This window comes from Pararhodonellum marinum (assembly GCF_015354735.1).
In the GTDB taxonomy this organism is placed as follows: domain Bacteria; phylum Bacteroidota; class Bacteroidia; order Cytophagales; family Cyclobacteriaceae; genus Pararhodonellum; species Pararhodonellum marinum.
In genome coordinates, this window is the sequence record NZ_JACEFJ010000012.1 from 153,531 (window position 1) to 166,411 (window position 12,881).

Annotated in this window: 7 protein-coding genes; 2 read left to right on the forward strand and 5 right to left on the reverse strand. The window is 42.0% G+C overall.

Features of this window, described 5'->3' with window-relative positions:
• Positions 1 to 42: 42 nt before the first annotated feature.
• Together H1A14_RS18905 and H1A14_RS18910 are read right to left on the reverse strand one after the other, a co-directional pair.
• Entirely contained in the window at positions 43 to 1,173 is a 1,131-nt protein-coding gene (locus H1A14_RS18905) for a serine hydrolase domain-containing protein (protein WP_194777852.1), read from the reverse strand.
• Between the two features lie 235 nt (positions 1,174 to 1,408).
• Positions 1,409 to 1,798: a toxin-antitoxin system YwqK family antitoxin gene (locus H1A14_RS18910; RefSeq protein ID WP_194777853.1), complete on the reverse strand. Its 390-nt coding sequence runs from the start codon at positions 1,796 to 1,798 to the stop codon at positions 1,409 to 1,411.
• Positions 1,799 to 2,037: 239 nt separating this feature from the next.
• Here H1A14_RS18910 and H1A14_RS18915 point away from each other — a divergent pair, with 239 nt between their 5' ends.
• Both H1A14_RS18915 and pfkA read left to right on the forward strand, forming a co-directional pair.
• Positions 2,038 to 2,424, forward strand: coding sequence for a methylglyoxal synthase (locus tag H1A14_RS18915; RefSeq protein ID WP_194777854.1), 387 nt, complete (start codon positions 2,038 to 2,040; stop codon positions 2,422 to 2,424).
• A complete protein-coding gene (gene pfkA, locus H1A14_RS18920; RefSeq protein WP_194777855.1) occupies positions 2,414 to 3,400 on the forward strand; it encodes a 6-phosphofructokinase in 987 nt (328 codons plus the stop codon). Before H1A14_RS18915 ends, pfkA begins: the two co-directional genes overlap by 11 nt.
• Before the next feature lie 61 nt (positions 3,401 to 3,461).
• Here pfkA and H1A14_RS18925 read toward each other — a convergent pair whose 3' ends face one another.
• The 3 genes from H1A14_RS18925 to H1A14_RS18935 all read right to left on the reverse strand — a co-directional run.
• Positions 3,462 to 5,438 carry an OmpA family protein gene (locus H1A14_RS18925; RefSeq protein WP_194777856.1) on the reverse strand — a complete coding sequence of 659 codons (1,977 nt, stop codon included), beginning with the start codon at positions 5,436 to 5,438 and terminating at the stop codon, positions 3,462 to 3,464.
• A gap of 7 nt (positions 5,439 to 5,445) precedes the next feature.
• Positions 5,446 to 6,420 carry a PorP/SprF family type IX secretion system membrane protein gene (locus H1A14_RS18930; protein WP_228527871.1) on the reverse strand — a complete coding sequence of 325 codons (975 nt, stop codon included), beginning with the start codon at positions 6,418 to 6,420 and terminating at the stop codon, positions 5,446 to 5,448.
• 4 nt (positions 6,421 to 6,424) lie between these two features.
• On the reverse strand, positions 6,425 to 12,881 hold a 6,457-nt coding region (locus H1A14_RS18935; protein ID WP_194777857.1), incomplete at its 5' end, for a DUF7507 domain-containing protein.

Here is a 12,881-nt window from a genome sequence, read left to right on the forward strand (position 1 = left end):
ATATAACTTCAAATTTGTACGAGAAAATAACATTAATGTCCATCATGGTATTACTTTGGTTAAAGCAGTCCAAATATCCTCTAACAAAAGAAATGGGACAAGAGCATCATCTGGATTATCGCCCATACGGATCAAAACAAGATTCTGTGAAGGAACCACGGAAACAAACTGCCCATCTCTACCCATTCCAGAATACATATCTGCTGGACCTGATGGAATGGGCGCTCCGGAGAATACCATTCTAAGCCTTGGGACCATAAAACTGCTGGATTGATTTAACCACCATAAATATCCATAGTTCTCATTGAGATTTTGGCTGGGATTGATCATTTCATTTAAGAACCCCTTGTCCTCTAGGATGACGTCATCAGACCATTTTCCCTCAGCAAGCATCAGTAATCCAAAGCGAGCCATAGACCTGGCATTGCTGAAATAAACATGGTTATCCCCTACCCAAACCCATTGGCCATTCATACCGATTGGTTTTGCGAGGTTGTCACTGAAATACTGTGTAAATGGACTACCGACTGCTTCGGAAACGACTTTTTCCAAAAGGGTATAAGGGGCATTGTGATATGACCAACGAGTTCCTGGTGCTGCCAAATATTGAAGATCAGCAGGTGAAGTACCGTCTAAGTTGCCTGAATCATCCAAACCAGTAGTCATGTTCAATTGGTGAAAGATGGTGATGCCAGCCTCCTGTGACGGTGTAAGGCTTGTCCAACCTTCACCTAAGTATTGATAAGTGGGATCATTAATGGACAATGAACCAGCTTCTTGAGCCAAACCAACGGTAAATGCCGTCAAGGTCTTCCCCGCTGAGGCCCAATACCAGGGCGTATCTCTTGTAAAAGGAGCATTTCCTATCAGATTTTGACCAAAGTACGCTTCCACCACAATTTTGCCATCTTTTAATAGCAAAAATGCCCTAGTGCCCTTTAGTTCCAAATTCAATAACAAATCTTCTAATTCGCTGGTATTCCATCCCAAAGCCTCTGGATCTATCGTGTCCCACTGTGTACCTTCAAGGGGCGGAAAATAGAGGGCGGAACTTGGTGCTGGGTTAGGACTTGATTCTTGGTTACATCCCCAAAAAAATACCACCCCCAAAAGAAAGAAGTATATTAAAATCTTGGCTGCTGAACAAAGAAAAGCATCACCTGTTTTCAGCATGCACTCAAATTGATGTTTCGATTTTAATCGAAGCTGATTCAATGATACTGCTGCCCTCATGCTATACTGAATTTTTTGTACGAGTTTCGGTAATCTTACACATAAAAATTAAATACAATCAACCCGATAAACGTTGATTTGAGTAGTAGTAATATCCTGATTTGCATAAATTTCGTCTTTGGACAGGTTATCTCATCCAGCATGTAACCATCTGAAAAGTCAGAGTCTATTTATGCTAACCTTGATAATTCTTTTTGGTCAGCAACTTCCCTAAAGCATCATATGTCCTCCACTCCCCTTTTTTTTGGCCTGCAGAATAGGTTCCTTCATCTCTCAGCATTCCATTGGGATGATAACGCCTCCAGTGGCCGGTTTTGATATCATCATCAAAAAAACCCGTCTGCATCAACTGTCCATTTTCACGCCACCATTTCCATTCACCGGTCATTTTATCATTCTCAAATTTACCAATAGATTTTAATCTTCCATTCAGGAGGTAATATTTCCATTCTCCTGTCTTTTTCCCATTTTTAAAAAAGCCTTCTGAGGCCAAGGAACCGTCTTTGAAGTAATTTTGAACAGGTCCTTCTTTCGTAGTTTCAAATGTCGTTTCTTTATTGGCCATTATATTTATCTAAGAATGGAGTTAATAGGGTAAAATAACTTATTTTCTTCCGTTTTCCTAGAACATGACTTAAAACACCCAATATTTTAAAATAATTTAATCTGAATACCTCTATTTTCTATGGAAAAACCTCTTTTAAATATTTGTTCATTCAGTTTAGTTTGTTAATTCGTGGAAATGATCCGAAATACCATATTTTTTTTTATAACTTTAAGCCTTCATCCTATTAAACTAAAATTATGAAAATCGCATTGATTGCCCATGATGGTAAAAAAGCTGACATGGTGCATTTTCTCAGTGGATTCAAAGATAAACTTCAACACATCAATGTTTCCCTTGTAGCTACAGGTACCACGGGATCTCACATAGAAAAAGCTGGTTTTAAAGTTCAAAAGTTGCTTTCCGGCCCAATAGGCGGAGATGCCCAAATAGCAGCAATGGCTGCTCAGAAAGAATTGGACTTGGTTATTTTTTTTAGAGACCCACTTGACAAGCATCCTCATGAGCCTGATGTTCAAATGTTAATGCGGATCTGTGATGTACACAATATCCCCCTCGCCACCAATCCCGCCTCTGCTGAATTGATGTTCAAACATTTAACCACCGCCGTTTACGATGGAAAATAAAACCATTTCTAGGATCGGTGTGCTCACCTCTGGAGGTGATGCACCAGGAATGAATGCTGCCATCAGAGCAGTGGTCAGGACCTGCAAATACTATAATTTAGAATCATACGGCATCTATCGGGGATATGAGGGGATGATTCTCAATGATATCAGAAAACTCGAAACCAAAGACGTGGCCTACATTTTAGAAAGAGGCGGTACATTTCTAAAATCAGCAAGAAGTGCAGAGTTCCGAACTACAGAAGGAAGAAAAAAGGCATTTGATAACCTTCAAAAACACAACATCAATGCTTTGGTAGTGATTGGTGGAGATGGTTCTTTGACTGGTGCCCATTTATTCTTTGAAGAATTCGGCATTCCAGCTGTGGGATTGCCAGGTACCATTGACAATGACCTTTCCGGAACGGACAGCACCATAGGATTTGATACCGCCTGCAATACCGCCATCCAAGCCATTGATAAAATCAGGGATACGGCATCCTCTCATGATAGACTTTTTTTCGTAGAAGTTATGGGAAGAGATGCCGGATTTATAGCCATCAATGCGGGAATAGGCAGCGGGGCTGCAGCTACCCTGATTCCTGAAAAGAAAATGCCAGTTGAAACCCTTATTGAGAGGCTTAAATCAAGAGCCAAAGCCAAAAAGCAATCCAATATTGTGATCGTCGCAGAAGGTGGAAAAAGCGGTGGTGCGATGGAAATATCCGAAAAAGTCAGAAAAATCCTACCAGGATATGACATCAAAGTAACCATACTCGGTCACCTTCAGAGAGGTGGATCGCCTTCCTCATTTGATAGATTGTTGGCCAGCAAATTGGGCGTAGCTGCGGTGGAAGGCCTTATTCAGGGTAAATACGATGTAATGGCTGGGATCATCAACAACAAGGTCGTATATACTCCAATCAAAAGAGCCATCGTAGATGACAAAAGCGTGGATGAGGATGACTTCAGGGTAGCTAAAATCCTTTCAACCTAAATAAATTGCAAGTCTTGAAAAATGAGAGGGAGCCAAAGTAATATTGGTCTCCCACTTTCTATTAAAGTTTTATAATCTTATAGGCTGTCCTCCGGTTTTCAGCGTGCTGTTCTTCAGTACAGTTGGCGTTTTCATCGCATTCATTCAAAAGCATACTGAATCCATAACCGATTCCCTGCAACCTTTCTTGTTGAATTTCCTTTTCTACCAAGTAGTCAATCATGGCTTCCACTCTTTTTTCGGAAAGTACCTGACTGTATAGCTTAGGGAGTTTGGCGTCAGTATGGTGAGAGATTTCTATGGCCATTTCAGGGTTGTCCATCAATAGTTCAGCAAGGCGGTCCAATGCTTTGGCTGTTTCCTCTAAAATGGTAATGGCTCCGAATTCAAAAACCACCTCATCCATGGAAAAGACCCTATCTGCCTCGAGTTTGACCAATTCGAACTTTTCATCGACAAAAATGTTTTGGCCTGGAACCGTTTTTTCATCAAACCTGTAATTGAATCTAGCTGGAAAATATCCGGGTAATTTTATTTCCAAAGTCAGGGGTTTGCCTTCATCAACGGGCAACTCAAACTGCCCTGAGGTATTGCTTTCTAACTCCACTAACAATTCATCAAAAGCATCCTTCACCAAAATGGGGGCTTGCGGTATTGTTGAATTTGAATTCTCTTCAACCAAAGTACCTTTAAGAAAGATTTTAGATGGAGGTCTTACTATTTTGAATGTGTAAATATCATCCAAACCGTACCCACCTGGTCTGTCAGAAGAAATAAAGCCCGTATCTGTGTCTTCAGGATTGAAGAAAATAAAAAAATCATCAGAATTTGAATTTATCGGCGCAGCCAGATTCTGTGGTCTTCCCCAACCTCCGCCAGTCATTTCCACTTTAAAAATATCCAATCCACCCAGGCCGGGCCAGCCATCTGAGGCAAAATACAAATCGCCGTTTGGGTGTACATGTGGCGTTCTCTCGTTACCAGGTGTATTGATTTCCTTTACAGCCTGTACCCTTGACCATCTACCATTTTCCAGCATATCCATGAAATAAATATCTGTACCCCCTGCTCCTCCCGGCATGTTTGAAGTGAAATAAAGGCGCCTTTTTTTCTCATCCCAAAAAGGATCACTCACGCCATATATCAACGGACGGCTGACCGGAAGCACCTGCACACTGTCAAGATGGAAATTATTGGATTTCTTCCAATACCTGATTTCTGGAAAGATAGTATATGATCTTTTATCCGCTTTGTATCCAGTATCATCTGTTGCATCCTCATACTTTACAGTTTGTACAAAAAACAGGAATTCATCATTTTCAAAGACAGGACCTACGTGTTTGTCATATTCTAAAGCTGCTGTCTTGAAAACCCGTGACACATATTGATTTTCAGCAAACCAAAGCCCATCGAAAACTGCCAAATAACTATTTCCTGTCCGGGTATCAATGGCACTTTTCAAAGCATTATAAGGATTGGCATCCGCTAAACGGCCAGTCATCCTGTCAGAAACAAACAGAAATTTATCCTTATACAACGTGGCTCCAAAATCAGAATACCTGGAATTGACCGCATTTAGATTTTTGACTTCAATTTCAAAATCCTCGGGTTTGTATTCATATTGCCCCTTGGCTGATAATAAAAGGCTTTCTGCAATCTGCATTTGCGCAGGTGTAAGACTTTGTTTATCAAGTTTTTGGATTTGAGCGGCAGCTTTTTCAAACTTCTCATTGGTAATCAATACCTTAGAATAAGTTAACCTGTCCCTGGTCTCCAATCGGTCCAAATCATCCAGTTCACTGAACCAAAACTCTGCCCTTTTAAAATTTCTATCCCCATAATTGGCATGGGCAAGTCCTCTCGCGGCATTATGGCCAGCATTTTTATTGTATGCCTTTTCCAGATGTTCAATGGCAATGGGATAATTTTTCATTTCAAGTTGTTCCATACCGTTGATCAAATCCCAGTTTTTGAAACCGGAACAGGATACAAAAACAAGAAAGAGGAAACAGGAACAATATCTGATGCGATTTTTCATGATAAAATCAGAAATACCTTGGTGAAACAATCTGAACTTTTTTGGGCGGAAGGATGAAACCGACCGAAAGATCATGGGTGGACACATTGGTCCTTCCAAAACCAGTCAGGTTATGGTCATAAGCATAGCCTATGCGAAACCTCTCATTGACGTAAAATTCGATTAACCCGACCAAAGCTGTCGGTCTTTGAAGGTTATCGTCGAATCCTCGATTTGACAAATTCATGGAAGTTCTGTAAGACAATCCCAACCAGAATTTTTCATAAAACAACAAAAAACTGCTGAAATCCATTCGAGCTGGGGCATTGAAATCATCCATATAAAGGAGGGTAGGTTTGAAAGCCAAATTCGGTGAAATCTCTATTAGGGTTCCTGCGGTAAAATAAAAATTGGAAACCGGTTCAATGATAATGGCCTGATCACCCAGTCCCATTTGAGAGGAGAATATGTTATCCATAGATACACCCACAAAAAACCTGGGGGTATAATAGTATAGACCAAGCTTGAGATCCGGATACAAAAGCTGATCCCTTCCAGCCGGAACAGCCGGATCGTTGGGATCACCTGAATTCAATAGACCACCATCCAACATGGAATTGACCAATCCAGCTCCAAAGCCGAAGCTCAGGAAATGCTCTTCGGCCAGCTGAAGGTGATAACTCAAGTTTGCGTATGCCCCTGTCGTCCTTTGGGCACCAATGCGATCCATTACCACGTGACCTCCCAGGCCCAGCTTTTTGTTTTCAATTTTGCCATCAGCAGAAACCACAAACGTCTCAGGACTTCCTTCTATCCCAGCCCATTGTTTCCTGTAATAACTTTGGATGTACATACTTTCCTTATATCCTGCATAGGCGGGGTTTAAAAACAAGGGATTGAACATATATTGACTGAACTGAGGCACTTGCTGTGCGTAGACTTGATCAGTCCACAGGACTATCGGGATCAAAATCAAAATAAATATTTTTATCCTACCCATCATTTCCTCATTTTAAAATCGTAACATAACCCGTAAAAAACAACTGTCTTCCAGTCAAATCCTCTGTAACCGTAATTCTGTAGAAATAGGTGCCTTCAATTAGGTTTTCACCTCCCCAATCATTTCTATAATTGTTGGATTTAAATACCTCCGAACCCCAACGGTTGACGATTACTACGCTGTTTTCAGGGAACTCATCCGTCAAACCTGAAATATCCCAAGTATCATTTACCCCATCTCCATTAGGTGTAAAGACGGAAGGAATATCAAAGTCAATCTGACGGTGTTCCACTTCATCTATGTTGTCCGAAACATCTTCATCAGGTTGAGATGCGGTTACATTTGCCTGATTGAGCACTGTACCTTGGGTAATGGCTCGAACAATGATCTGCAGCACTTTTGGCGTATTTGGAGGAAGTTCATTTAAGGTCCATGACAGCAACTGACTCTGAGGATTAAAATCTATGGTTCCTTCAGAGAAAACACTACTGATATACAAAACCGCAGGAGGAATAACATCCCTTACCAGTACATTGGTTGCCAACTCCTCGGAATTATTGACCACTGTAATTTCATAAGTAAATTGATTTCCTACAATAACCACATTGTTGGAGACCGATTTGGTTATGCTCAAATCTATCAGCCTATCAGGCTCTGTGAAAACTTGAATGGCCGGAGAATTAGCTAATGCATCGGGGAAATTGTTCCCTATTACAGACACACGGTTGACGATGTCATTGCCTGTCCCCGTCACGATGGTATTGATTGTGAATATTCTTTCCTCATTGGCTTCCAGGACATCCACTTCCCAGAGAATACTGTTGCCTATGACCTCGGTTGCATCAGGTATCAATTCGACCACCATGAATTGATTGGGAAGGGTGTCCCTTACTTCGAGGTTGAAAGCAGGTATTTCTGAATCATTTCTGATAATAATGGAATAAACGACCACATCTCCTAAGAAAGCTTCTTCAACATCGACAGATTTACTCACCGTCAAGGTAGTCGATGGATCTATGATCACCTCAATGCCCAAGCCAGGATCACTTTCCTTAGTTCCTTCGGGATCAGTGGTGCTGTCCACGGTGGCTATATTTCGGATAAAGTCCCCCGTATTTGCCAAATTATTGACTATGGTTACTAATTCCAATTCGAAAACATCACCTACAGCCAAAGTCGGTGTTCTCCATTCCAGTGCGCCGTCCTCAGCTACTTCACCTCCCTGATTGGTGGATACAAAAGTCAGGTCTTCAGGTAATTCGTCCCGAACATAAATGTTCCTGGCTATACTGGGACCATTGTTTCTTATTGTGATCGTATATTTTATCGTATCTCCTTGACGTGCTTGTTCAAGATCTGCTACCTTCTCAATGGAAAGATCGGAATTGAGCACAACAATGGTTTGAGCTTCATCTTCAATGACTATGGGAAGTTCATTCACTGCTACCTCTACCCTATTGATCAAAGTATCTCTCGCATCAATTTCCGCCTGAGATACTTGATAAGTTGTAGTCAATGTTCTGCTTTCACCAACTGGAATATCATCCAAAGATCCTGTCAAAGTAGCTTGGTTGCCATTTGGTAAAACATCTATGGGTCTCAGGCCTGTTAAAGTCACATTGCCGGTATTGTTGATGACAATGGTATAGCTCAAAAGTTCGGGACCATTTATTACTTCTTTATCCACTGTTTTTTCCACTGTCATGGCGGCAGCTTGGTTGATGACAGTGACCGCATCATCAGTAGATGGTCCGGGTACTTCATTGGTGACCACAGTTACCAAATTGACCAAATTGCTTCCAGCATCTATATCCTCAGCTGTAACTTCATAAACTGCCCTGAGTTCTCTAATTTCACCTACTTGAATATCATTCAGCGAGCCTGTCAATTGGCCTACCGTACCATTTGGCAACAAATCTGTTACCAGCAAACCTGTTAATGTTACATTGCCAGTATTTGTGATTCGGATAAGATAATTGAGAATGCCAGGCTGAGCTATACCTGTTCTGTCAACTGTTTTGACAACAGTGAGGGAAGGATTTCGGTTAAGTATTGTCTCCGAAGTATCTGATATTCCCTCAGGAATTTCATTGGTAGTCACTGTAACCGTATTGACTAAGATTTCACCTAAATCAAAATCAGCTTGTGTGACTTGATAATTTGTTGTCAATACCCTGGTACCTGCTATCGGGATATCAGCCAAAGAGCCCGCAAGGTTGGCCAAAATTCCATTTGGCAAAACATCTTCAACCTGCAATCCTGTGAGCGTGACATTACCTGTATTTACCAAAGTAATGGTATAATTGAGCACTTGAATTGAATTGATATCAGTTCGGTTTACTGTTTTTGTAACAGTAAGTTGAGGATTTTGAATGATGGTCGTAACAGCAGTATCCTCAGTAGGACCAGGCACTTCATTGGTTACCACCCTTACCGTATTGATCAGATCATTTCCTCTATTGACATCTCCCTGAGAGGCTTGGTAGCTGATGGTAAAGATCCTTTCACCACCTACCGCTAGATTCGCCAAAGATCCAGTTGGGGTTCCTTGATTTCCATTAGGGAGGATGTCAATGAGCTGTATACCTGTCAAAGTTACGTTTCCAGTGTTTCTTATCCTTATGGTATAGTTTAATCTGGTAGGTGCAGATATACTTTCTATATCTACGGTTTTTTCTACTGTTAATCCAGGTACCTGTTGAATAATGGTTTCAGCAATATCCGACAGGGGATCCGGCAATAGATCATTTGATACTGACACGCTATTCACCAAGATAGCACCTGCATTAATTTCTGCTTGGGTTACCTGATAGGTAGTGTTGATTATACCGGTTTCACCGACTCCGATTTCTCCAATTTCAGTACTCAGGTTTATTTCATTTCCATTTGGAAGTACATCCAAAACAGTCAGGTTCCTTAAAGCTACGTTCCCCGTATTGACGATGGTGATGGTATAATTGAGCACAACAGGCCCACTGATCATTTCTTGATCAACCGATTTGCTAAGGGTAAAAGAAGGATTTTGGATTATGGTAGTTTCTGCCGTATCATTCACAGGTGTGGTAACTTCATTCGTTACCACAGAAGCCGTGTTTACCAAAGGTTCTCCGCTATCTAAATCTCCCTGAGTGGCTGTATAAGTAGTGGTAAAGACCCTACTTTCTCCAATTGGAATATCATCCATTGATCCTTCCAATTGGGCAGGACTACCATCGGGTAATAAATCGGAGACCTGTACCCCTGTCAACACCACATTTCCTGTATTGGCTACGGTGATAGTGTAATTCAATATAGTCGGTTCTGAAATACTCGCTTGATCGACTTCCTTTACTATGCTTAAAATGGGATCTTGATCAATTGTAGTTTCAGCGGTATCAACTGTAGGTCCTGGAACTTCATTTGTAACTACAGAAACCGTATTTACTAAGGTTTCCCCTAAATTGATATCCGCTTGAGTCGCTTCATAACTGGTGGTGAAAATGCGACTTTGCCCCACTGGAATGTCAGCCAAAGACCCTTGTAAGTCGGCTGTGTTTCCATCTGGCAGAATATCTGTAACCTGAAGTCCTGTTAAGGCTTGATTTCCGGTGTTTTGAATTGTGATCGTATAATTTAATAAAGTGGGTTGGTCAATGTTCGGAACATCTACCACTTTTGAAACGGTCAGACTACCAGCTTGTTCAATGGTGGTTACAGCCGAATCAGTAATGGGACCCGGCACCTCGTTGGTAATAACTGAAACCGTGTTGACCAAATCTTCCCCACTGTTTATTTCAGATTGCGAGACGGTATAACTTGTGGTCAATGCTCTACTGCCACCCACTGGAATATCTTCTAAAGAGCCTGAAAGTTCTGCTTGTTCACCGTTTGGTAAAATGTCGGTAACCACAAGCCCAGATAAAGCCACATTACCAGTGTTGGCAATGGTGATTGTATAATTGAGTGTTTCTGGTTCCAGGATACTGGTCTGATCAACCACTTTTTCAACAGTCAATCCGGGTTGGGAGCTTATTGTTGTTTCGGCCGTGTCCACAATGGGCCCTGGGACTTCAATACTGGTTACGGAAACCGTGTTGACTAGGGTATTACCCGCATTGATATCTGCTTGGGTGACAGAATAGCTTGTTGTAAACACAAGGTTTTGGCCTGGCGCCAAGCTTTGATTGCTTTGGGTTAAAATCACCCTTCTGCCATCAGGGAAAATTTCTTCCACTACTACACCGGTCAGGGTGATGGACCCAGTGTTTGTCAAAGAAATCCTATAATTCAATTGGGTCGGTTGAGAAATATTTTCTCTATTTACTGTTTTTTCTATGGAAAGTGCAGGCTCTGATGAAACCTGTGTAATTGCCGTATCCTCAATTGCATCCGTGATTTCAGCTGCGATAAAGGAAACCCTGTTTACTAAATCTACACCCGCATCAATATCGGCTTGGGTAGCATTGTAAGTTGTGCTTAAAACTCTGGACCCTCCTACTGGTATATCAGCCAAGGAGCCATTCAGATTTGCCTGCTCGCCATTCGGCAAGATATCAATGACCTGAATATTAGTGAGGGTTATATTTCCTGTATTGACAATGGTTATTGTATAACTGAGCGGTGTCGGTTCCGTAATATTGGTCCGGTTTACCACTTTTGTAATCGTTGCCGATGGGTTTTGTGTGATGACTGTGACAGCTGTATCTGAGGTGGGACCTGCTACTTCATTGGTTACCACCTCAACGGTATTGATCAATTCTTCCCCTATATCAATATCTGCTTGGGTTACTTGATAAGTGGCGGTAAGCTGTCTGCTTCCTCCTACAGGGATATTCGCCAAAGAACCTTGAATAGAAGCATTGCTTCCGTTTGGCAGAATATCAGTTACTTGCAATCCTGTAAGCGGCACGTTACCGGTATTGGTAATGGTGATGGTATAATTCAGCACACCGGGATTCTGGATGTTGTTTTGGTCAACGATTTTATTGACCGTAAGCCCAGAATTTTGATCAATGGAAGTTTCTGCGGTTGCAGTACTTGGACCCGGAACTTGGTCTGAAACCACTCTGGCTTCATTGATCAATGAAATACCCGCCTCTATGTCTGCTTGAGTTGCTTCGTATGTGATATTAAAAGACCTGCTTTGACCCAAAGTCAAAATATTCGGGGTCACAGGAATATTTACTACTGTACCATCCGGCAAGCGATCGGTGAGCTGAACACATGTCAATAATACGTTCCCTGTATTTGAAATAGTAATGGTATAATTTAAAGTGGTGGGAGTAGATATACTTGTCTGCTCCACTACTTTGGTAATGGTCAATCCTGCAGATTGAACAATATCGGTTTCCGCAGTGTCTGTGGTGGGCCCGGGAATTTCATTCGTTTCTACCTCAACGGTATTGACTAAAGTTAGACCAGCATCAATATCAGCTTGAGTCGCACTGTAGCTTACCGGAAACACTAGATTTTGACCTGGAGCAATGGATTGATTCCCTTGAGACAAAAATATTGTCGTTCCATCTGGTAAAATATCTCGGACAACCAAACCAGTTAGCGTTATACCTCCAGTATTTCTTATGGAAATGCTATAATTTAAGGTCGTCGGTGAACCTATTTCAAGTCTATTCACGGTTTTTTCCACCAGAATATCAGCTTGACTCGAAACCGTGGTAATTGCCGTATCTTCAGTAGGTATCGTAACTTCGTTGGTTATGATACTTACCCTATTTATCAAGTCATCACCTTCATCAATTTCTTCCTGACTTACTGAGTAGTTTGTACTCAAAACCCTGACTTCTCCAACTGGGATATCATCAAAAGATCCATTTAGATTAGCTATTTCACCATTGGGTAAAATATCAGTAACCTGTAAGCCTGTAAGTGCAACATTTCCGGTATTGACGATGGTAATGGTGTAATTGAGAGATGTGGGTTCAGTGATGCTGGTCCTGTCCACTATCTTTTCTATGGTTAAGGAAGCTTCTTGACTGATGGTGGTTTCCGCCGTGTCTTCGGTTGGGCCTGGGACTTCGTCAGTGGTTACCGAAACGCTGTTGACCAAAGTGGTTCCCGCATCGATATCCGCCTGGGTGGCCTGATAGGTGGTGGTCAGTTCCCTGCTGCCTCCAACAGGAATATCAGCCAGTGAACCCGAAAGTGTGGCCGTGCTGCCATCGGGTAAAATATCGGTTACATTCAGTCCTGTCAGGGCTACATTACCGGTATTCTCAATGGTAATCGTGTATTGCAGTAAGGTAGGTTCCGAAATGCTGGTCGGGTTTACGGTTTTGCTGACCGTCAGTCCTGCAGTCTGGCTGATGGTGGTTTCTGCCGTGTCTTCCGTTGGACCGGGGACTTCGTCAGTGGTAACCGAAACGCTGTTGACCAATGTGGTTCCCGCATCGATATCCGCCTGGGTGGCCTGATAGGTGGTGGTCAGTTCCCTGCTTCCTCCAACCGGAATATCAGCCAGTGAACCCGTG

Excerpts from the sequence above, each read along its gene's own strand:
- H1A14_RS18905 (WP_194777852.1), bottom strand. The coding sequence starts at position 1,173 with ATGCTGAAAACAGGTGATGCTTTTCTTTGTTCAGCAGCCAAGATTTTA.
- H1A14_RS18910 (WP_194777853.1), bottom strand. The coding sequence starts at position 1,798 with ATGGCCAATAAAGAAACGACATTTGAAACTACGAAAGAAGGACCTGTT.
- H1A14_RS18915 (WP_194777854.1), top strand. The coding sequence starts at position 2,038 with ATGAAAATCGCATTGATTGCCCATGATGGTAAAAAAGCTGACATGGTG.
- pfkA (WP_194777855.1), top strand. The coding sequence starts at position 2,414 with ATGGAAAATAAAACCATTTCTAGGATCGGTGTGCTCACCTCTGGAGGT.
- H1A14_RS18925 (WP_194777856.1), bottom strand. The coding sequence starts at position 5,438 with ATGAAAAATCGCATCAGATATTGTTCCTGTTTCCTCTTTCTTGTTTTT.
- H1A14_RS18930 (WP_228527871.1), bottom strand. The coding sequence starts at position 6,420 with ATGATGGGTAGGATAAAAATATTTATTTTGATTTTGATCCCGATAGTC.